Below are 22,147 nucleotides of genomic sequence, written 5' to 3' on the forward strand. Positions count from 1 at the left end.
ACCACATCTTGGCTTGTGGTGGGCGCTCACGTCAACATCTGGCGCAAAAAGGCTTACTTATTGCGGGATTCTTGCCACTCTCGTGGGGCGTTGAGAAAGGCTTCGACCTCGCTCAGCGTGGCCGCGTCAAAGGCATTTTGCGCGCGCGCTTCGGCCAGGACATCCCACCATGTGCAGAGCGCGTGGAGGGTAACGCCATGGTCGCCAAGGGTCTTTTCGGTCTGCGGGAAGATACCGTAGTGGAAGATCACCGCCGTATGGGCGCAGCTGGCGCCGGTTTCTCGAATCGCATCGACGAAGCTCAGCTTCGAGCCGCCGTCGGTGGTCAGGTCTTCGACCAGCAGCACGCGCTGGCCCTCGGTCATCTCACCCTCGATGCGGGCGTTGCGGCCGTAGCCTTTGGGCTTCTTGCGCACATAGGTCATCGGCAGGGCCATACGCTCCGCCACCATGGCGGCAAAGGGGATGCCCGCCGTCTCGCCGCCGGCGATATTGTCGAACGCCTCGAAGCCCGCGTTGCGCATCACGGTGACGGTGAGGAAATCCATCAGCGTGGCGCGGATGCGCGGGTGGGAGATCAGCTTGCGGCAGTCGATATAGGTCGGGGAAGGCAGGCCGGAGGCCAGCGTGAAAGGCTCATCCGCATTGAAATGCACCGCGCCGATCTCCAGCAACATGCGCGCGGTGAGGCGGGCCATTTCTTCGGGGCTGGGGTGGCTGGTGGGGATCATGGCAGGCGTCCTTGGCTGGGGAGAGGTCGGATCGGTATTTAAGAAAGGATGAAGATCAGGCGGTCCAGTGCAGATCGAAACCGGGATCGAAGACCGTGACCGGGCCGTCGGGCGTGTCGATGCTGCTGGGATGGTTTGGCGTTTCGCGGCGCAGGGTGATGCGCGTCTCATTGGGCGGCAGGCCGTAGAAGGCGGGGCCGTTGAGCGAGGCGAAGGCTTCGAGCTTGTCGAGTGCGCCGTCTTCTTCAAAGACATGGGCGAGGATCGAGAGCGTGTTGGGCGCGGTGAAACAGCCGGCGCAGCCGCAGGGTTGCAGCTTGGCGCCATCGGTATGGGGGGCGCTGTCGGTGCCAAGGAAGAAGCGCGGATCGCCGGAGGTGGCGGCGGCGCGCAGGGCAAGCCGGTGGGTCTCGCGTTTGGCGACCGGCAGGCAGTAGTAATGCGGGCGGATGCCACCTGCGAGGATGTGATTGCGGTTGATCACGAGGTGATGCGTGGTGATCGTGGCGGCGAGGCCGCTGTCGCTGCTGCGGACGTAGTCGGCGGCGTCGGCGGTGGTGATATGCTCCATGATCACGCGCAGCGCGGGATGGGCGCGGCGGATCGGGTCGAGCACGCGGTCGATGAAGACGGCTTCGCGGTCGAAGATGTCGACCGCGCTGTCGGTGACCTCGCCATGGGTGCAGAGCGGCAGGCCGATCTCGGCCATGCGGTCGAGCACCGGCGCGACCTTGTCGAAGTTCGACACGCCGCTGGCGGAATTGGTGGTGGCGCCGGCGGGGTAGAGTTTGACCGCCTGGATCAACCCCTCGGCATGGGCGCGGGCGACATCCTCGGGGTCGGTGTCCTCGGTCAGGTAAAGGGTCATCAGCGGGGTGAAATCCGCGCCCTCGGGCAGGGCGGCGATGATCCGGTCGCGGTAGGCGGCGGCCTGGGCACCGGTGACCACGGGGGGCACGAGGTTGGGCATGATGATGGCGCGGGCGAAATCGCGGGCGCTGTGCGGCAGCACCGCGCGCAGCATATCGCCGTCGCGCAGGTGCAGGTGCCAGTCGTCAGGACGGCGGATCGTGAGGCTTTGTGTCATGGGCGCGGGGCTAGCACAGCGCGGCGCGGCGCGCCAGATTGAAAACCTAGCCTGTGGCGCTGCGGGAGGTTTCGGCGCGGGCGGCGCGGCGGGCACGGATGCGTTCCAGGCGGCGCGCGAAACGGGGCGCGTTCATCCGCGCGGTGACATTGGCGCAGAGCGCCTCAAGCAGCCGTTCGCGGCCATTGCTGCTCAGCGCCTGGGCCAGATTGCGCAGATAGGGCAGGTAGTCGCGGCGGGCGCGGTAGAGCGTGGCAAAACGGGCCGCGTCCAATGTGCCATCCGCGGCGGCCTGCAAGAGCGGGTCGAGCTGGTCAAGCTCCAAGAGATCGGTTTGCAGGGCATCGCCCATGCGGGGCATGCGCAGTTTCAACACATTGGGCCGGGTGAAGAGCGCGGCATGCATGGCGTCGAGCGTCTCTTGCGGATCATAGAGGACGAAGACCCGCGCGGCGGCATCGAGCATGTCGGGGGCATAGCCATAGCGGGAGGTGAAATCGTGAATCCGCATGTCGGTGAAACGGTCGTCCCATTCGGTGATGCGCGGATCAAGCGTGGCCTGCGGTTGGATGAGCGTCACCGCAGCACCGGGGGCGGCGACGGAGAAAGCGGCGGCGGCATAGGCGCAGGGGCCGGCGCCGTAGAACAGCACCTCATCGAATTCATCGAAGAACCCATCGTCGATCAGCCGGTCGAAATAGGCATAGACCTCTTCGGCGCGGAACCAGGTGTCGCCATCGCTGGCAAGGCACAGATGCGACCAATCGTGGTTGCGCACCATGTCCCAACCCAGGGGCTGCGCCCGGTCTGACAGCGCATGCATGCCCTGATAGGTCTCGAAAGTGACGAGCAGGGTGGTTTCGCGTTCGATGAACGCAGAGAAATGGCTTTGCCCCAGCGATTGGAAATACCCGTCTTCTTCGGCCACGGCCTCGACCGCGCGCAGCCATTCGCGCTTGGGCAGGTCGGACAATGAGCTTTCGATCGTCGGTGTCTCGCGCGGCATCTGGCATCCTCGACTATGCTATGACGGAGGAGGCCCCGCCGGTTTTGCTTGGTCTAGCGGGATAATAGGGCAGAAATACGGAAAATCCGTGTGAAATTGAAGAGAATGTGACGCAGACTGTGGCGAAAGTCGGCGGCGACGCCTGATGTTCTAGGTGTTTTGCGCCACCGATTGCCGGGCCAGATTGGCGTGACGGATCATGAAGCGCGCGGCCTTTTGCGTCACGGGGCGGCTGGGCGGGGTCATCAGGAGCCGGCCAAAAAGGGCGCGGAAGGGTTCGCGTTGCATCAGGGCGTCAAAGCGGTTGCGCCGCCAGGTGACGGCTTTCGCATGAAGCGCGGCCAGTTCGGGATCGGCCTTCAGGTCGGCCAGCGCGGCCCCGCGGCTTTCGGCCGTGGCAGAGATTGTCGTATCGCTGTCGGTATTGAAATTGCGCTCGACCCAATAGTCCAGCCCCAGCATATCCGCACTATGGACCGCGCGGCCCCGGTCTGCCTTGAGCACATAGGTCTCCATCGCGCCCAGCGGGTAGTGATTGATCTGCGCCAGCCCATAGTTCTCGCGGCCGAAGTTGGAGAAGATGCGCCGGGTCTTGAACTGCGCCGCCAAGGCCCGCCCGTGGCTGTCGAACCAGCGGGCATCCTCCAGCCGTGTGGGGTCAGGGTCGCGGGGGCGGTGGACGCCGGGTTTGGCATAGGTGCCATCGTTGCGGTAGAGGGTCTTGAACATCGCCGCGCGCCAAGGCCAATGCATCACTGCGGGGGCCGCGCGGGTGAAAACCTCGGTCACCGGACGGTCCTCATAGCGGACCTGATCGGCATTGCCGAAAAGCCGCCATGTCAAGGTGATCGCCGTGGCCTCGGGCAGGGCATCGTGAAGCGCGGTGAGGCTGTGATCGCCGCAATGGATGTTGACGAACTCATCCACATCGAGCGGTAGAATCCAGCCGGCCCGTTGCACCGCCTCCATTTTGGCGGCGGCTTTGAGCGCGGTAAACTGGATCCCGCCTTGGTCATAGGGGCCCGTATTGCGGATATGAGTGAGGCCGCCCAGGGCCTGCAACCGGTCGAGCATCCTGTCGGTGCCATCCTCGCAATCGTTGGAAAACACCAGAAAATGGTCAAAGCCGATCGCCCGGTGATGGGCGAGCCATTCCAAGAGAAAGGCCGCTTCATTGCGGACACAGAGGATCGCAAGATGGGGCACGCCGCTACCACTCCCGCCGGAAGCTGACGACCTTGTTCTGCGAGCCGCGGTGGTAATAGGCAAGGCCAGCGGCCATGAAGGCGGCAAAGATCTTGTTCACCCCCTCAGGGCCGATCCATTGCGGGTGCAGCTCAATGACCGCAGCGCGCAAGCCGGTCAGATCAAGGGCGGGGATCAGATCGACCTCGGCGCCCTCGATATCGCAGATCAGAACATTGGGCTTCAGATCGGCAAAAACCGCATCCGCTGCGAGCACATCAATCTGATGGGTCTGGGGCGGGTCTTCGCCCTCAAAACGGGTCATGGAAGACGACAGAATATCGGCGCGGACGTGGAAGTCAGCGCGGCCCGGCTGCGCGCCCAAGATCGCGTTGGTGACCTCGGCGTTGTCCAGCCCATTGGCGGCATGGACCCGGCGGATATAGGGAATGAGGTTGGGATTGGCCTCGAAGGAATGGACCGAGGCGACATTGCGTTTGCAGGCCACCAGCGTGGACATATAGCCCAGGCCCGCGCCCAATTCGATCACCCGGTCCCCCGCGCGCACCACCCGCAGCGCGGCCTGGGTCTCTTTGGCTTCATAATTGTTCCGGCGCAGCATTCTGCGCAGACGGCCCCGCAGAAAGCTGGGATCGTCGGGGAATTTCATACCGCGCGAACGGACGAATTTTTCATCCACGGTCGGGGGGTAATCGCGCATCGTTCAGCTTTCCATATCAAGGGCCAGCGCATAGGCCACCCGTTCGCTTGCGGTCAGCCTCGTCGCCATCGCCTGGCGGTAAAGCGTGCTGAACTCAGGTGTTTTATGCAGCTCATTTGCCTTGGCGCAGTGCCATGCCAGACCGGCCCTATGCAAGCGGCGCGTGCGGTCATCTGCCAGCAACCTGTCCATCTCGGCCTGCAGCCGCGGCAGGTTGCGCTGGATCGAGAGATCCCGGTGATCGTTCCAATCCATTCGGATCCAGTAGTTCAGCCCGATCGAGCGGTCCACGTGTAAGGCGCGGCCGCGCTGGCGTTTGATCAGGAATGAATCGGCCGAGCGCAGCGCGTAGTGGTTCAATTGCAAGAGATCGTAGCCAATATTGCTCTTGGACGAGCGCCAGCCATTGTGCAGCGCATCTTGGGTCATGTCGTGGCCCGACCCGTTGACCCATTTGACGCTTGCCGCCGCCGCCGCATCCAGCTTGTTGGGCCGGTGGCAGGAAATCTTGCCGTAAGCACCGATGTTGCGAAACAGGGTTTTATAGCCCCATACGGTATGAGGCTTGGGGCAAAAGCTGGGGGCGGCGTGATCGAATTGCGCGATGACCGGCGCGTCTGTGAGCCGCGTCACATCGTTGTTGCCAAACAGCCGCCATGTCATCGCGACATTCGTGGCATCAGGCACGGCGGCAAAGAAATCGGCGAGCGTGCCATTGCCGGTGCGAATGTTCACAAATTCATCCACATCGATATGCGCGATCCAGTCGGCATTTTGGATCAGCGGTTCTTTCAGGGATCGGTTCAGCGCGTGCTGTTGCGGCGAATTGCCTTTCCAATCGTCGTTATCGCGGTGCTCAACAACCCCCAGAGCTTGCAAATGCGCCAGCAGGATATCGGTCCCATCGGTGCAGCCATTGGTGTAGATCAGGAAATTGTCAAAGCCGATGCTGCGGTGATAGGCGAGCCATTCCAGAATATAGGGCGCTTCGTTCTTCATACAGGCGACGATGACATTGCCGCTGTTGCCGCGCGCAAGCCGGCGCCGGGGGACGGCGGTAAAGGGCGGCGCAGGCTGATCCTCGCCCGCAGGAGCAGCGGCGTTCTGTGGCCTGAAGGGGCCGCGCAGGATCGTCTCATGGTTCACCTTGATCCGGCTGAGCAGCCGCGCGCTGTCGGCCTGCTCCGCCCCGGGCGTTTGCGGCATGGCGAGCATCGCTTCGAACTTTGCGGCAGAGCGTGTCAGTTCCGCGGCCTCCGCGCGTTTCTGGCTCAGCGGGGTGGAAGTGGCGCGGATACGGGGGGCAAAGGCGGTGAGATACTGCGTGGCGCGAAAGCCGAAGCCGGGGTCCGGCTCGCTCCAACGGGGCAGGGGGGCATCGGGCGCAAGCGCATCCTGCAAGGCTGGAAACTTGCTGACAAGCGCCTGATTGTCAGCGGCAAAATGCGCTGACACGGGCGCAAGGCTGCCGGGCTGCGTGGGGCTGCCGTCGATCTGCAAGGCCTGCAGCATCGGGCTCCATGTGCTGCGCGGGCAGGAGATGTCTTTCACCTTGAGATAGCGGATCAAGACCGCGTTGAACTGCCGCATTCTGGCCAACCAAGGTGCGGGCAGGGGCGCGATCAGACGTCCGGGTTTGACAGCGCCCAGCGGCGCCTGAAGCCCCAACATATCCTCGATCTCTGACGCGCCATTCACCGAGGTCAGATGGGCGAGGTCGAGCGGCCTGAAGGTCACATTCTCGGCCCCGAAAACCTGCGCCCAGTGCTGGTGCAGGGCTTTGAAATCCAACCAGAAGGGCGGGTTTTCGACCTCTGGAAAGAGCCCGAAATCAGGGTCCGGCTCCACCCCCGCCTGCGCCGCTTGCCACCAATCCGCCGCCCCGGCCAAGTCCAGTTCCTGTTCCAACGCGCTGCGGCGGCCTTCTGTCACCGCGAAATCATACTGCGCCGCCAGCAGCCGTGCCTGTTCGTCAATATGCGCCACGATCTGGATGTGATCGAAATGCGGGGCCAGCAGCGCCCGCAGCCGTTTGATCTCCTCGGCCCGGGGGAGCAGATTGCCGAATTGAGCCGCGCTGAGCACCACATGCTCAGCGGTGGTCTCGCTCAGATCCCGCGGGATCAGCGCCGCAAATTCATCGCGCAGCATCTCGCCAATCAATGGGCTGTCCAGCCCCCGACGATAGCGCAGCAGACCCACCGCATCGGGGTCCGCGCAGGCCGCATAAAGCCGCACATGGTTCCAGCCGGGCGCGAGGATGCCCTGTTTCAGCAGGGCATCCCGGCGCTGCTGCAGGATGTTGCGCAGCCGTGCCGCGCCTTTCTCCGACGGGCCGATCAGCAGGGTCAGCCGCATCACCCGGCCTCCGCCGAGGGCGCTTTGCCGCAGTTGCTCTGGCCCCACCACGGCAGGTCGATCTCAAGATAGGCGGCGATCCGGCCCTGCGCATCGGGGTCTTCGATGTCAAATTCCATGAAATTCTCGCAACCCTGAAAGACTTTGCGGCAAAAGGCGAAATGCGCTTCGATCCAGCGTGCAAGCTCTGCCTCGCTCCGACCAAAGCCACGCGGCAGCCCCGGCACATCGGCTGCGGGCAGGCGGCGTTTGCCCAGATTGTTCCAGCGCATCATGCTATTGGCGGTCTTGGCCGGGTCGCGGTGCGACAGCAGGAATTTCACCCGCGGATGATGCGCTTGAATGGCGCAAAGCACGCCGAAATCGGTCTGCGGCCAGACGCTGCGGTCATGGCGCACAGCGCTCATCTCGTTGATCACGTCAAACTCACCAAGCCGCGCCAAAGGATCACCGCTGGCAAAGTAATCGGCGTAGATGATCCGCCCCAGATGCTCTCCGATAATATCTCTCCGCTGGCTCTGGCCTTTGCGTATCTGCCAATCCGCCACATGCAACCCCACATGGCGCAGCGCGTCCGTGAGCGTGGTGGTGCCGGTCTTGGGCAGGCCAAGGTTGATGATACATGGGCCACTCATGTAAGCCCGATCTCCCGCCGCAAGGCGGCTTCGGCGGCGCAATAGGGCGGTGTGGCGAGAAGCTGCTCTCGCAGCGCGCGGTAGGCCGGGTCGGCCCGCAAGGCATCGCATTTCGCGCGGTGGGCGCTGACCGCCTGCGCGTGCAGAGCCGCCACCCCGGGCAGGGCAGAGAGCCGCGCCATTTCCGCTTTCACCGCCGGCAGATAGCGCAGGATACTGTCATCGCGCCAGGCGGCATCATTGCGATCCTGCCAATAGCTGTCATCGAAAGCGCGATGCGCGCGGTTCACATCGCCGCGGTCGTTTTTCACCAGATAGCTGTCGAGCGCGCGCAGGGCATAGTGGTTCAGCGTGGCATAGCGCCGCGCGCCCCGGGCCGGAAAGGCACGGATGCGGCGTTTGTTCGCGGCGCTGCGAAAGGGCAGAGGCACCGGCCGCCCCGATCCATCGGTCCACTGCGGCTGGTCCTTGCTTTCGTCATGGAAGGGACGATGCGCGCCGAAGTAGCCGAGCGGAAAATCCTGCCGGACAAGGGTTTTGACCTCAATCGCCGTCTCTGCGGCCCAGATGTCAGGGTTATGGCTATAGGGAAATTGCGCAATGATCGGCGCGTCGACAAAATCGTGCACAGCGCCATTGGAACTGAAAATTCACCGAGATGGCCTGCGGATTGCCGCAGGCCGCGATCAAGGCCGGAATGCTATGGTCGCCCACATGGATGTTCAAAAACTCATCCACATCGGCGATCCAGGCCCAATCGGCCTTTTGCACCACCGCGTGACGGCGCGCATCCTTGAGCGCCTGCATCTGATAGTTCCGGTTGCTGGCCGGGTCGGGCAGGTGGGTGACGATGCCGTGGTCCTGAAGACGGTCCAGCAGATGATCGGTCCCGTCGCTGCAATCATTGGAGTAGAACAGAAAATCCCGCACCCCGATGACGCGGTTAAAGGCGATCCATTCCAGCAAGAACGGCCCTTCGTTCTTGACGCAGGTCACCGCGGTGATGCGCAGGTCCCCCCGCGCCCCCTTTGCTGGAGATAATGCTCTGCCCATATCTGCCCTCGTGGTCCCGGCTGTTGTCGCCGATGACCGTCAATTATTGGTTAAGACTATGGCATCGGGCCCAATTCAGGTCAATTGGCCGCGCCTGGCAACCCCCTTGACGGCGCCGGGTGGGAATGCACCACTGGACCGATGAAAAACACAGATACCATCGCGGCAGTGCAAGAACTGCTAGAGGCTCAGGGCTATGTCTGCGACCGCGCGCTCGGGGTGGTCTTGTTCCTGAGCCTGAAACTCGGTCGGCCCCTGTTTCTCGAAGGCGAGGCCGGCGTCGGCAAGACCGAGATCGCCAAGGCACTGGCCGCGGGGCTCGGCCGCCGGTTGATCCGGCTGCAATGCTATGAGGGGCTTGATGCCGCCAGCGCCGTTTACGAATGGAACTTCGCCGCTCAGATGGTCGCCATTCGCACCGCCGAAGCCGGGGGTGGCGCGGACCGCAAAGCGCTCACGCAGGAGCTGTTCAGCGACGACTTCCTGATCGAGCGCCCGCTGCTTGAGGCGCTGCGGCCGGACCCTGCCGGCCCGCCGGTGCTGCTGATTGACGAGTTGGACCGCACCGACGCGCCTTTCGAGGCCTTCCTGCTCGAAGCACTGAGCGATTTTCAGGTGACGATCCCCGAACTCGGCACCATCCGCGCGCCGGAGCCGCCGATTGTGATCCTCACCTCGAACCGCACGCGCGAGGTCCATGACGCGCTTAAGCGCCGCTGCCTCTATCACTGGGTCGATTACCCGGATGCGGCGCGCGAGATGGCGATCCTCTCGGCCCGCGCGCCGGAGGCCGCGGGCACGCTCAGCCGGGAAGTCGTGGCCTTCGTCCAACAGCTGCGCACCGAGGATCTGTTCAAGAAACCCGGGGTGGCCGAGACGATTGACTGGGCCAAATGCCTGCTTGCGCTTGATGTGACGACCCTCAGCCCCGACGTCATCGCCGACACCCTCGGCGCGGTGCTGAAATATCAGGACGACATCGCCAAGCTGCAAAGCTCCGAAGCCGCCCGCATCCTTGAGCAGGCCCGCGCGGCACTGCCCCCCGCATGACCCTCTTTTTGGTCAAAAGGACTTTGGAGGCGTGGCGGCAGCGTCGCCATTCAGTCGGCTATGGCTGAAGAACTTCCCCTTAACCTCCCCGATGCGCCAAAGCTCGCCGGTAATATCACCCATTTCGCCCGCGCCCTGCGCCGGGCCGGGCTGTCGATCGGTCCGGGCCGGGTGGTCGAGGCGGTGCAGGCAGTGGCGGCGGTCGGCTTTACCAGCCGCCGCGATTTCTACTGGACGCTGCATGCCTGTTTCGTCAGCCGCCCGGAACAATCGCCTGTTTTCGCGCAAATCTTCCGGCTCTATTGGCGCGATCCGCGCTATCTGGAACATATGATGGCCGCCATGCTGCCCGCGATCCGGGGCGTGCAAGAGGACCGTCCGGCCGCCCCGGCAGAGAAACGCGCTGCCGAGGCTTTGCTGGATGGGGCCGAAGCGCCCCAGCCGGAGACGCCAGAGGAGAGCGAAGAGAGCCTCGTCGAGGTTGATGCGAGCCTGACCATGTCGGCCCGAGAACGGCTTCGCAGTCTTGATTTCGAACAGATGAGCCTTGCGGAAATGGCCGAGGCGAAGCGGATGTTGGCGCGTCTCGAACTGCCCGTGCCGCCGATGCCGAGCCGCCGTGGCATCGCTTCGCCCGTCGGGCGGATCGACGTGCCGCGCTCCATGAAAGCCGCGCTGAGGCGGGGCGGCGAGATGGAGCGGCTTTACCGGATAAAGCCGCGTGAGCGGTATCCCAACCTCGTCGTGCTTTGCGATATTTCCGGCTCGATGAGTCAATACAGCCGCGTGATCCTGCATTTCCTACATGCCGTCGCCAACCGTAAAGGCGCGGGCTGGGCGCAGGTGCATGGCTTTACCTTTGGCACACGGCTGACCAATATCACCCGCCATCTGGCCACGCGCGACGTAGATGCCGCCCTTGCCGCGGCCGGGGCGCAGGCGCAGGATTGGGAGGGCGGCACGCGGATCGGCGCGGCGCTGGCGGCGTTCAACCGCGATTGGTCGCGACGGGTCATGGGGACGGGGGCGGTCGTCTTGTTGATCACCGACGGGCTGGACCGGGACGATCCCGCGGAATTGGCCCGGCAGATGCAGCGGCTACAGTTGAGCGCGCGGCGGGTGATCTGGCTCAACCCGCTGCTCAGATGGGACGGTTTTGCGCCCAAGGCGGCGGGCATTCGGGCGATGATGCCCTATGTCGACAGTTTTCGGGCCGGACATTCCATCGCATCGCTGGAGGCACTGGCCGAGGCGCTCTCAAGGCCCGACGATCTGGGGGAGAAGGCGCGGATGATGGCGGGGATGGCGGATGAGGGGTAGGCGGCTGCGGGTCTCTCCAAAACCAGAAGGTTTCGGAACCACCCTTGCCCGGTCCCGGCCTGTCACCCGCCTGTCGTCGGCGCAAGCGAAATAGCCGCATCCCCTGAAGGGGCCCCTCGGCGATTTAGCTTGCCCCGCCGCCCTGCGCGCGACCGTTTGGTCCCAGGCAAGGGCGGCTCCGAAACCAGAGTTTCTCAGGCGAAGGTATGCGCGAAGCTGCTGCGGTAGCTGGCGCGCAGATCGGCAAGCCGGGCGGAGGCGCTGCCGAAGCTGACCTTGTCGCCGCCGAAGGCGCCGACTTGGCTGACCGGCACGCCGGCCTCTTTGCCTGCGGCGATCAGGGTCTCGGCGGCTTCCGCGGTGCAGGCCACGAGGTAGCGGGCCTGATCCTCGCCAAAGAGGGTGGCTGTGTCGTCGTTTTCGATCTCGACGCCGACGCCGGCGGTTTCGGCCAACTCAAAGGCGGCCAGGGCGAGACCGCCGTCGCTGAGGTCGGTACAGGCGGAGATTTGGGCAGCCTGGGCGCGGATAAATTCACCGTGGCGGCGTTCGGTCGCGAGATCGACCGCAGGCGCATCGCCTTCATGGCGGGCGAAGGCTTCGGCCAGCAGCGCGGATTGGCCGAGGTGGCTCCCGGGCGCACCCACGAGCAGGGCGACATGCCCCTCGCGCAGACGGTTGTGGATGATCCCGTCGATCTGTTCGATCAGCCCGACGGCGCCGATGGTGGGAGTGGGCAGGATGGCTTTGCCATCGGTCTCGTTATAGAGCGAGACATTGCCCGAGACGATCGGCATGTCGAGCGCGCCCACGGCCTCGCCGATGCCTTTGATGGCCCCCACCAGCTGGCCCATGATTTCGGGCTTTTCGGGGTTGCCGAAGTTGAGATTGTCGGTGGTGGCCAGCGGTTTGGCGCCCACGGCGCAGAGGTTGCGGAAGGCTTCGGCCACGGCCTGTTTGCCGCCCTCCACGGGGTTCGCCTTGACGTAGCGCGGGGTCACGTCCGAGGTGAAGGCCAGCGCCTTCTCGGTGCCATGCACCCGCACGATGCCCGCGCCGAGGCCGGGCAGGCGGACGGTGTCGCCCATGACCATCGTGTCATATTGTTCATAGATCCAGGCTTTGGAACTGTGGTTCACGGAGCCGATGAGGGCGCGCAGACCGTCGATCGGGTCAATGGTCGGCGCATCGGCGAGGGCGGCGGCGGCAGGGGTTTCGACCCAGGGGCGGTCGTATTCCGGCGCGGTGGAGGCGAGTTTCGACAGCGGCAGATCGGCTTTCACCTCGCCGTCGAGGCAGATCAGGAAACGGTCTTCGGGCAGGGTCTCGCCCACAATGGCGAAATCGAGGTCCCATTTGTCGAAGACGGCCTTGGCTTCGGCCTCAAGCTCGGGGCGTAGCACCATGAGCATGCGCTCCTGGCTCTCGCTGAGCATCATCTCATAGGCGGTCATATGCGGCTCGCGCGTGGGCACTTTTTCGAGGTCGAGGCGCACGCCGAGGCCGCCCTTGTCGCCCATTTCCACCGCCGAGCAGGTCAGGCCCGCAGCACCCATGTCCTGGATCGAGATCACGGCGCCGGTGGCCATCAGCTCGAGCGTGGCTTCCATCAGACGTTTTTCGGTGAAAGGGTCGCCGACCTGGACCGTGGGGCGTTTCTCTTCGATGGTGTCGTCGAACTCGGCGCTGGCCATGGTCGCGCCGCCGACGCCATCGCGGCCGGTTTTGGCGCCGAGGTAGACGACGGGCATGCCGACACCAGAGGCGGCGGAGTAGAAGATCTTATCCGCATCCGCGAGGCCCGCCGCGAAGGCGTTGACCAGACAGTTGCCATCATAGGCCGCGTCAAAGCGCACTTCGCCGCCGACGGTCGGCACGCCGAAACAATTGCCATAGCCGCCGATGCCTTCGACCACACCATGCACAAGCTGGCGCGTCTTGGGGTGTTCGGGGCGGCCAAAGCTGAGCGCGTTCATCGCCGCGATGGGCCGCGCGCCCATGGTGAAGACATCGCGCAGAATGCCGCCGACGCCGGTCGCGGCGCCTTGGTAGGGTTCGATATAGGAGGGGTGGTTGTGGCTTTCCATCTTGAAGACCAGCGCCTGGCCATCGCCAATATCGACCACGCCCGCGTTTTCGCCGGGGCCGCAGATCACCTGGGGGCCGTCGGTGGGCAGGGTGCGCAGCCATTTTTTGGAGGACTTATAGGAACAATGCTCGTTCCACATGGCCGAGAAAATGCCCATCTCGGTATAGTTCGGCTCGCGCCCGAGGATGTTGACGACCTCGGCATATTCCTCGGGCGTGAACCCGTGGCTGGCGATGAGGTCGGGCGTGATGGCTGGATCTTGCATGGAAATTCCCCGGCTAGCGCGTTTGCGCCCTCATACAAGCGGGAGTGCCGGGGGGGGAAGGGGGTATGCGCGGTCGCGGCAGGAAAGCCTGTGATCGGCCAAAAAAAAGGCCGAGCTAAAAGCTCGGCCAAGTCCAACAGGGAGGTATGAAGCGACACGCCCTCGGGCTGTCAATCTTCATACCGAGGAAATAAGAGGCAGGGCTGCACAGATCAAGGCTATTTAACATCGCAAGTCATCATGGCCGCTATGCGCCTATTGCATGGCTTCGGCGGGAGGGGCGCGCCTAGCCCTCGCCCTCGGTGCGTTCACGCCACTGTTTGCGGTAGGTAATGATCTCTTTTTGAACGAAATCTTTAAAGGCGGCCACACGTTTGGACTGCCGTAGCTCTTCCGGATAGGCGAGATAGACGGGCACATCGGCGGATTCGATGTCGGGCATCACCTGCACGATGTCGGGGAAATCCTGAATCAGGTAGTTTGGCAGCACCCCAAGACCGAGGTGGTGCACCACGCCCTGCAAGACGCCAAAGTAGTTGTTGACCGTCAAGAGCGAGCGCAGGTCGAACATCATCAGTTCCTTGACCAGTTGCAGGCCGGCGCCGACTTGGTCGCTGTCTGTGTTCTGGCAGATCAAACGGTGATCGGCCATATCTTCCAGCCGCTTTGGTGTGCCATGGGTCTTGAGGTATTCCGGACTGGCGTAAAGCCCCATGCGCACGGACATCAGGCGCTTGCGGATCAGATCGGCCTGGCTCGGCTCTTTCATGCGGATCGCGACATCCGCCTCGCGCATGGGCAGGTCGAGCACGCGTTCTTCGAGCATGAGATCGACTTTGAGATCGGGATATTGCTCATAGAGCTTGGGCAGGCGCGGGGCCAGCCAGAGCGTGCCGAAACCTGTTGTGGTGGTGACACGCAATTCGCCAAAGACCTCTTCTTCGCTGTCGCGGATGCGCGCGGCGGCGCGGCGTCGAGCCGTTTGGCCATGGCAGAGGTGGCGTCAAACAACAGCTCGCCCTGTTCGGTCAGGATCAGCCCGCGGGCATGGCGGTGGAACAGGTTGGTGTTCAACTGCTCCTCAAGCCCGCGAATCTGTCGGCTGACGGCGGATTGCGACAGATTCAGTTTGTCCCCCGCATGGGTCAGCGACCCCGCGTCCGCGACCGCGTGAAAAATTCTCAGTTTGTCCCAATCCATGGCCCGTACTTTCCTTGCCCAGCCTTTCTCCTATCTTAATAGCAGGGAGAAAACAGCACAAAGCTTCGCATCACCAGATGCCGCAGCGGAAAACCTGCTATACAGGTCAGCAATTGTGACCTATATAGGGGCAAATGACGCAAGACTGACGTGCTAGGGAGGCCCGCCATGACAACGCAGAAGATTTCACTGAACGACCGTTTTGACCTTGAGAAAAGCCCGGTGCTGCTGAACGGCCACACAGGCGCTGGTGCGGCTCATGATGATGCAGTCCGCCCGCGACAGGGTGGCGGGGCTGAACACCGCCGGCTATGTCACCGGCTATCGCGGCAGCCCGCTGGGCGGGGTTGATTTGCAGATGCAGCGGGCCGAAAAGAAATTGGCCGAACATAACGTGCGTTTTGAGCCGGGGCTGAACGAAGACCTCGCCGCGACGATGCTCTGGGGCAGCCAGCAAGCGGAACTGCGCGGGGAGGGGAAATATGACGGTGTCTACGGCCTTTGGTACGGCAAGGGGCCGGGGGTGGACCGCACCGGCGACGTGATGCGCCACGCCAATATGGCCGGCACCCTCGCCCCATGGCGGTGTGCTGATGGCGATGGGCGATGACCACACCGGCGAATCCTCCACCGTGCTGCACCAATCGGAATGGGCGATGGTGGATGCCTATATGCCCGTGGTGTCGCCCGCCGGTGTGCAGGAAATTCTCGACTACGGCATCTATGGCTGGGCGCTGAGCCGTTTTTCGGGTCTCTGGGTCGGCCTGAAGACGATGAAGGACACGGTCGAGGCCACCAGCGTGGTGAATGGCGATCCGAACCGGATGAAGCTGATCACGCCCGACTTCGACATGCCCGAGGGCGGGCTGAGCATCCGTTTGAACGACACGCCGCATCTGCAGGAAGCGCGGATGATCGATTACAAGCGTTTCGCGGCGGAGGCGTTTTCCCATGCCAACAAGATGGACAAACGCGTCTGGGGCAAGCGCGGCGCCAAGATCGGCTTTGCGGCCGCGGGCAAGAACTGGCTCGATCTCGTCCATGCGCTGAGCCTGTTGAACATTGACGAGAACGAAGCCGAACGCCTCGGCATCACCACCTATAAGATCGGCCAGACCTTCCCGCTCGACATGCAGGGGTTTCATGAATGGGCCGAGGGGCTCGATCTGATCGTGGTGGTCGAAGAGAAACGCAAACTGATCGAGATTCAGATCAAGGAGGCGCTCTTTAACGACACCCACCGCCGCGTCTATGGCTGGCACAAGGGCGGCGCGGGGATGGAACATGGCGAAGAGCTCTTCCCGACACGCGGCGCGCTTGACCCGATCCTGATTGCCGAAAAGATCGGCGGTATCCTGTTGGAAGAGGGGCGCGAGACCGATGGCATCCGTGCCGGGCTGGAGGCGCTGAACGAGGCGCGGCGCTCGGACAATGCCGAAGATATCGCCGCGCGTCTGCCTTACTACTGCGCGGGCTGCCCGCATAACTCCTCGACCAAAGTGCCCGAAGGCTCGCGCGCCTATGCGGGGATCGGCTGTCACTATATGGTGCAGTGGATGGACCGCGAGACCACCGGCTTTACCCATATGGGCGGTGAGGGCGCGAACTGGATCGGGGAGGCGCCTTTCTCCAACACGAAACATGTGTTCCAGAACCTCGGCGACGGCACCTATAACCACTCCGGCGTGTTGGCGATCCGCGCTGCCATCGCGGCGGGGACGAACATCACCTATAAGATCCTTTACAATGATGCGGTTGCCATGACCGGCGGTCAGCACAATGAAGGCGATCTGGACGCCTACCGCATTGTCGAGGAGTTGAAGGCGATGGGCGTGAAGCATATCGCTGTGGTCTATGACGAGAAGGAAGACGTGGACCTTACGCGGTTCAAGGGCGTAGAGGTGCATGAGCGGGCCGAGATGCCCAATGTGCAAAAAGCCTACCGCGCGCATGAGGGCGTCAGCGCCATCGTCTACATCCAGACCTGCGCCGCCGAGAAACGCCGCCGCCGCAAGCGCGGGCTGTTCCCGGACCCCGACAAGCGCGTGTTCATCAATGAAGACGTCTGCGAGGGCTGCGGCGACTGCGGCGTGCAATCGAACTGCGTGGCCGTGGTGCCGAACGAGACCGAGTTGGGCCGCAAACGCGCCATTGACCAGTCGCAGTGCAACAAGGATTTCTCCTGCCTCGACGGTTTCTGCCCCTCCTTCCTGACATTGGAAGGCGCGAAGGTGCGCAAGGACCCGACGACCGAACTGACCATTCCCGACCTGCCGATGCCCGAACTGCCAACAATCAACGGCACCCATAACGTCGTCATCACCGGCGTCGGCGGCACCGGCGTGGTCACCATCGGCGCGCTGCTGGCCCAGGCGGCACAGCTCGACGGCAAGGGTGCTGGCATGATGGAGATGGCCGGCCTCGCGCAAAAAGGCGGCGCGGTGCATATCCACTGCCGCTTGGCCGAACGGCCTGAGGACATCAGCGCGATCCGCGTGGCCACCGGCGAGGCGCATGCGCTGATTGGCGGCGATCTGGTGGTCTCGGCGGGGCATAAGACGCTGGGGCTGACCCGCGCCGGCCGCACCGGGGCGGTGGTGAACTCGCATCAGATTATCACCGGTGATTTCACCCGCGATACCGAATTCCAGATGCCCTACGACCGGCTGTCGCTGGCGCTGGAAGCGCGGTTGAAAGACGATGTGGCGATGTTCGACGCCTCTGATCTGGCCAAGGCGGCTTTGGGCGACTCGATCTTCTCCAACATGATGATCTTTGGCGCGGCCTGGCAGCGTGGCTTGCTGCCCTTGACTTTGGAGAGCCTGCATGAAGCGATCCGATGAATGGGGCGGCGGTCGAGCGCAACATGCGCGCCTTTGAGATTGGCCGTTGGGCGGTGCTCTACCCCGAGGACGCGAAAGCGGTCAGCCAGCCGAAAGTGGTGGAATTGCCCAAGTCTCTCGACGAGAAGATCGCCTTCCGCAAGGACCACCTGACCGCCTATCAGGGCAGCGGATTGGCCAAGCGTTACACCAAGATGCTGGACGCGATCGAGGATCGTGAGGTCAAGGCGGCGGTGGCTTTGGGCTATCACAAGCTCTTGAGCTACAAGGACGAATACGAGGTCGCGCGTCTGCTCATCACCAGCCGCGACAAGGCGCGGGCCGAGTTTGACGGCGACTTTAAAATGACCTTCCACATGGCGCCGCCGCTCCTGTCCAAGATGGGGCCGAATGGCCGTCCGCAGAAACGCGAGTTCGGCCAGTGGCTCGAAGGGCCGCTGAGGATGATGGCCAAGTGCAAGGGGCTGCGCGGCACGCCCTTTGACCCCTTTGGCTATACCGCCGAGCGCAAGATGGAGCGGGCGCTGATCAAACAGTATGAGGCCGATATGGCCGAGGTGCTGCCGAAACTGACCGATCAGACACGCGAGGCCATCGTGGCGCTGGCGGAACTGCCCTTGCAGATCCGCGGCTTCGGTCCGGTGAAACAGGCGGCTGAATTGAAAGCCTCAAAACGCCGCGAAGAATTGCTGGCGGTGATCCGGGCGGGTGGCACGGTCACGGCGAGGGCGGCGGAGTAAACCGCGGCCCCGTCGCGGGACAGCCCGCTCTCAAGACCGCGCCAGACCGTCCCCCGGTCTGGCGCTTTTGCTTCTGCTCGGAGCATTTGCCAGCGCGCACAAGCGCGGCCCCCGGTCCGGCGCTGCCCTGCGCATCACGGCAGCGCAACCCACCCATGGATTTCCCCGCCAAAGCCTCCTATGAGTCTCCTGAAGCCGGGCAGGTCCGGCCCCCAGTTTAGGTGACAACAGACCATGGCAGTTGGTATTTTCGATTCCGGTCTCGGCGGGTTGACCGTCTGGGCCAAGGTGCAAGAACGTCTTCCCGACGTGGATTTCGTCTATCTCGCAGACAGCGCCCATGCGCCTTATGGCGTGCGCAAGCCGGATGATATCTATGAGCTGACCTGCGCCTCGGTTCAGCGGCTCTTCGACGCCGGCTGTGATCTGGTCGTGCTTGCCTGCAACACGGCCTCGGCGGCGGCGCTGCGGCGGATGCAAGAGGCTTGGGTGCCGCGGGAGAAGCGCGTGCTGGGCGTCTTTGTGCCGCTGATCGAGGCGATGACCGAACGGCAATGGGGCGATAACTCTCCGCCGCGCGAAGTTGCCGTGAACCATGTCGCGCTCTTCGCCACGCCCGCCACCGTGTCGAGCCGCGCATTCCAGCGCGAACTGTCGTTCCGCGCGATTGGCGTCGATGTGGAGGCGCAGGCCTGCGGCGGGGTGGTGGATGCCATCGAAGACGGCGATATGATCCTTGCCGAAGCGCTGGTGCGCAGCCATGTCGACGCGCTGAAGCGCAAGATGCCGACCCCCGATGCCGCGATTCTGGGCTGCACCCATTACCCGCTGCTGCAGGAGGCCTTTCAAGCAGCCCTTGGTTCGCAGGTGCAGGTCTTCTCACAAGCCGAATTGGTGGCGGATTCGCTGGCCGATTACCTTGAGCGTCACCCGGATATGACCGGCAGCGGCGCGGCAGCGTTCCTGACCACCGGCGATCCGGCTCGGGTGAGCGACCGCGCGACGCAGTTCCTGCGACGACAGATCACATTCACTGCCGCGTGAACCTGCATTAAAGACCGTCTGAACAAGGGGCAAACCATGACCCAGAACATCGCAATTCTCGGCGCTTCCGGCTATACCGGAGCAGAGCTTATCCGGTTGATCGCCGGCCATTCCTCTATGCAGATCAAGGCTTTGGGCGCCAACTCTAAGGCGGGCCAGCGCCTGGCCGATGTCTTTCCGCATCTGCGGCACCTCGATCTGCCCGCGCTGGTCACCATTGATGAGATTGACTTTTCGCAGATTGATCTGTGTTTCTGCGCGCTGCCCCATAAGACCTCGCAGGAGGTCATTGCGGGCCTGCCTGCGGACCTCAAGATCGTGGATCTTTCCGCCGATTTCCGCCTGCGCGACCCGGCGGCCTATGCCGAATGGTATGGCAATGATCATGCCGCCCTTGAGCAGCAGAAAGAGGCGGTTTACGGGCTGACCGAATTCTACCGCAAAGAGATCGCCGCAGCCCGACTGGTGGCGGGGACAGGCTGCAATGCGGCGACCGGGCAGTTTGCTCTGCGTCCGCTGATTGCGGCGGGGGTGATCGACCTTGACGACATCATCCTCGATCTGAAATGCGCCGTTTCCGGCGCGGGGCGTTCGCTGAAAGAGAATCTGCTGCATGCGGAATTGAGCGAGGGCTATCACGCCTATGCGCTTGGCAGCACGCATCGGCATCTGGGCGAATTCGATCAAGAGTTTTCGGCCATCGCAGGGCGGCCTGTGACGGTGCAATTCACCCCGCATCTGGTGCCCGCGAACCGGGGTATTCTGGCGACCTGCTACGTTAAGGGCGACGCGCAAGCCATTCATGATGCTTTGAAAAACGCCTATGCGGGTGAACCCTTTATTGAGGTGCTGCCTTTGGGCGAAGCGCCCAGCACAAGGCATGTGCGGGGCTCGAACTTCTGCCATATCGGCGTGGTGGCCGACCGGCAGACCGGCCGTGCCACGGTGGTGGCTGCACTTGATAACCTGACCAAAGGCTCCAGCGGGCAGGCGTTGCAAAATGCCAATCTGATGCTGGGGCTGGATGAAACCGAGGGGCTGATGATGGCTCCGCTGTTCCCATGAGGGCGCTATGAAAAGCCTAAAGAAACAACGTCGCATCCAGATCATCGTGGTCGCTGCGGTGGCGCTGGTGCTGTCGACAGCCCTGATCGGCTATGCGCTGCGCGATGGCATCAACTATTTCCGCGCGCCAAGTCAGGTGATCGCCGAGCCGCCCGGACCGACCGAGGTGTTCCGCATTGGCGGGCTGGTCGAAGAAGGCTCGCTCAAACGCGGGCAGGGCGAGTCGATCCGCTTCTCCGTGACCGACGGGGGCGCCTCTGTCCCGGTGGTCTTTACCGGTGTGCTGCCGGATCTCTTTGAAGAGAACCAAGGCATGGTTGGCACCGGGCGCTACGTGAGCGGTGTCTTTGAAGCCTCTGAAATCCTTGCGAAACATGATGAGACCTACATGCCCAAGGAAGTGACGGATGCGCTGAAGGATCAAGGTGTCTACCGCGAGCCCGAAAGCTGAACGGAGCATTGCGCGCGGTGCGCTGACCGCGCGTTAACCCCTCCGGCCCAGCCTGTTCTCACCCAGAACAGGAGGGCCGGATATGCCGACAGTCAAAGAGATCGCCCAGGCGATTGTCGCCCGCGAAGGCGGGTTTGTGAACGACCCGGATGATCCGGGCGGCCCGACGAATTTCGGCGTCACCCTCCCCACAATGCGGCGGCTGGGGTTGGACCTGACCGGGGACGGGCGGGTCGATATCTCTGACGTGCGCAGCCTCAGCCAACCGCAGGCGGTGGATATCTTTATCAGACATTATTTCGAGGCGCCGCTGATCACGGAACTGCCGGCGCCGCTTCAGCCCAGCGTCTTTGACATGTATGTGAATGCCGGAAGCAATGCGGTGAAAATCCTGCAAAACCTGCTGCGCGAGATGGGCCATGCGATCGCAGTCGACGGCTCCATCGGGCCGCAGACGATCCGTGCGGCAGATGCCGCGCTGCGCGCCGCCCCCGATCATCTGGTTGATGCCTACGGTATTGCGCGGCGCAATTACTATTTCCGTCTGGCCGACCGGCGCCCTGCAAGCCGAAAATACGCGCGCAACCGGGCGGGCGGCAAAGGCGGCTGGATTCGCCGGGCCGAGGAATTCATCGCGCCGCAGTACCATATGACCGAGGCAGCATTCGCACGGAGGGTGGCAACATGGGGTTGATCGACCGCCTTTTCACATTGGTCTTTGGTGGCGAGCGCAACCTTGTGCGCGACACCGTCGAAGTGTTCCGCGAGAACGCCGAAGCCGGAGCACAGCGGGCGCATCGCGCCCAGGGCCAGGCCATGGCGCAATATGGGGCCGAATTCGCAGTCGCGCGGCAAGGCGGCTTTGACCGCTTTATGGACGGGGTGAACCGCCTGCCGCGCCCGATGCTGGCGCTTGGCACCCTGGGGCTGTTCGTCACCGCCATGGTTGATCCCTTGTGGTTTGCGGAACGTATGCAGGGGATCGCGCTGGTGCCTGAACCGCTATGGTGGCTTCTGGGGGTGATCGTGTCCTTCTATTTTGGCGCCCGGCAGCAGGCCAAATCACAGGCGTTTCAACAGGCGATTGTGGGCACGATCACCCGCGTGCCGCAGGTCGTCAGCAATATCGAGACGCTACGGGAGTTGCGGGCCGACACGCCGAAGGTGGCAGAGACCGGAGCGGACAGCCGTCTGACACTGGCGGCGCTGGAACCGTCGGAGAACCCGGCGCTCGATGCATGGCGCCGCAGCCGCGCGCTGGCTGCGACGGATTGACCGACCGCCGGGTATGATTTGCCATGGCT

The 22,147-nt window shown here is 63.4% G+C and carries 15 protein-coding genes and 3 pseudogenes; 8 read left to right on the top strand and 10 right to left on the bottom strand.

Annotation, left to right across the window (positions count from 1 at the left end):
- Positions 1–53: 53 nt before the first annotated feature.
- From AB4M76_RS08810 to AB4M76_RS08845, 8 genes and pseudogenes are all read right to left on the bottom strand, one after another.
- The gene (locus AB4M76_RS08810) at positions 54–731 is read right to left on the bottom strand and encodes an orotate phosphoribosyltransferase (RefSeq protein ID WP_368441450.1); all 678 of its coding nucleotides are present in this window, start codon (positions 729–731) and stop codon (positions 54–56) included.
- A gap of 55 nt (positions 732–786) precedes the next feature.
- On the bottom strand, positions 787–1,818 hold the full coding sequence (pyrC, locus tag AB4M76_RS08815) for a dihydroorotase (protein ID WP_368441451.1): 1,032 nt from the start codon (positions 1,816–1,818) through the stop codon (positions 787–789).
- A 46-nt stretch (positions 1,819–1,864) separates the two neighbouring features.
- Complete coding sequence (locus tag AB4M76_RS08820; RefSeq protein WP_368441453.1) at positions 1,865–2,824, bottom strand: phosphoadenosine phosphosulfate reductase; 960 nt, start codon at positions 2,822–2,824, stop codon at positions 1,865–1,867.
- Positions 2,825–2,974: 150 nt separating this feature from the next.
- Positions 2,975–4,030 carry a glycosyltransferase family 2 protein gene (locus AB4M76_RS08825; protein ID WP_368441454.1) on the bottom strand — a complete coding sequence of 352 codons (1,056 nt, stop codon included), beginning with the start codon at positions 4,028–4,030 and terminating at the stop codon, positions 2,975–2,977.
- A gap of 4 nt (positions 4,031–4,034) precedes the next feature.
- Positions 4,035–4,730, bottom strand: a complete 696-nt coding sequence (locus AB4M76_RS08830; protein ID WP_368441456.1) for an FkbM family methyltransferase — start codon at positions 4,728–4,730, stop codon at positions 4,035–4,037.
- A 3-nt stretch (positions 4,731–4,733) separates the two neighbouring features.
- Positions 4,734–7,088, bottom strand: coding sequence for a glycosyltransferase family 2 protein (locus tag AB4M76_RS08835; protein WP_368441457.1), 2,355 nt, complete (start codon positions 7,086–7,088; stop codon positions 4,734–4,736).
- A complete protein-coding gene (locus tag AB4M76_RS08840; protein WP_368441459.1) occupies positions 7,088–7,723 on the bottom strand; it encodes a sulfotransferase in 636 nt (211 codons plus the stop codon). The genes AB4M76_RS08835 and AB4M76_RS08840 overlap by 1 nt, the downstream gene beginning before the upstream one ends.
- Positions 7,720–8,734: pseudogene (locus AB4M76_RS08845) on the bottom strand (glycosyltransferase family 2 protein). Before AB4M76_RS08845 ends, AB4M76_RS08840 begins: the two are co-directional and overlap by 4 nt.
- A 183-nt stretch (positions 8,735–8,917) precedes the next feature.
- Between AB4M76_RS08845 and AB4M76_RS08850 the strand changes: the two are divergent.
- Positions 8,918–9,826, top strand: coding sequence for an AAA family ATPase (locus tag AB4M76_RS08850; protein ID WP_368441460.1), 909 nt, complete (start codon positions 8,918–8,920; stop codon positions 9,824–9,826).
- Positions 9,827–9,886: 60 nt separating this feature from the next.
- Positions 9,887–11,146 carry a VWA domain-containing protein gene (locus tag AB4M76_RS08855; RefSeq protein ID WP_368441461.1) on the top strand — a complete coding sequence of 420 codons (1,260 nt, stop codon included), beginning with the start codon at positions 9,887–9,889 and terminating at the stop codon, positions 11,144–11,146.
- Positions 11,147–11,340: 194 nt separating this feature from the next.
- Here the strand turns inward: AB4M76_RS08855 and purL are convergent, their stop codons facing one another.
- On the bottom strand, positions 11,341–13,500 hold the full coding sequence (purL, locus tag AB4M76_RS08860) for a phosphoribosylformylglycinamidine synthase subunit PurL (protein ID WP_368441462.1): 2,160 nt from the start codon (positions 13,498–13,500) through the stop codon (positions 11,341–11,343).
- 286 nt (positions 13,501–13,786) lie between these two features.
- Positions 13,787–14,700 (bottom strand): annotated as a pseudogene (locus AB4M76_RS08865) (LysR family transcriptional regulator).
- A 168-nt stretch (positions 14,701–14,868) separates the two neighbouring features.
- Between AB4M76_RS08865 and AB4M76_RS08870 the strand changes: the two are divergent.
- From AB4M76_RS08870 to AB4M76_RS08895, 6 genes and pseudogenes are all read left to right on the top strand, one after another.
- Positions 14,869–18,283 (top strand): annotated as a pseudogene (locus AB4M76_RS08870) (indolepyruvate ferredoxin oxidoreductase family protein).
- Between the two features lie 234 nt (positions 18,284–18,517).
- A complete protein-coding gene (gene murI / locus AB4M76_RS08875; protein WP_368441463.1) occupies positions 18,518–19,327 on the top strand; it encodes a glutamate racemase in 810 nt (269 codons plus the stop codon).
- Between the two features lie 36 nt (positions 19,328–19,363).
- Positions 19,364–20,392: an N-acetyl-gamma-glutamyl-phosphate reductase gene (gene argC, locus AB4M76_RS08880; RefSeq protein ID WP_368441465.1), complete on the top strand. Its 1,029-nt coding sequence runs from the start codon at positions 19,364–19,366 to the stop codon at positions 20,390–20,392.
- A gap of 7 nt (positions 20,393–20,399) precedes the next feature.
- Complete coding sequence (ccmE, locus tag AB4M76_RS08885) at positions 20,400–20,843, top strand: cytochrome c maturation protein CcmE (RefSeq protein ID WP_368441466.1); 444 nt, start codon at positions 20,400–20,402, stop codon at positions 20,841–20,843.
- Between the two features lie 82 nt (positions 20,844–20,925).
- A complete protein-coding gene (locus AB4M76_RS08890; protein ID WP_368441467.1) occupies positions 20,926–21,537 on the top strand; it encodes a holin-associated N-acetylmuramidase in 612 nt (203 codons plus the stop codon).
- Complete coding sequence (locus AB4M76_RS08895) at positions 21,528–22,118, top strand: holin family protein (protein WP_368441468.1); 591 nt, start codon at positions 21,528–21,530, stop codon at positions 22,116–22,118. The genes AB4M76_RS08890 and AB4M76_RS08895 overlap by 10 nt, the downstream gene beginning before the upstream one ends.
- Positions 22,119–22,147 lie beyond the last annotated feature (29 nt).

It is taken from the genome of Sulfitobacter sp. PS-8MA, assembly GCF_040933935.1.
Lineage (GTDB): Bacteria > Pseudomonadota > Alphaproteobacteria > Rhodobacterales > Rhodobacteraceae > Sulfitobacter.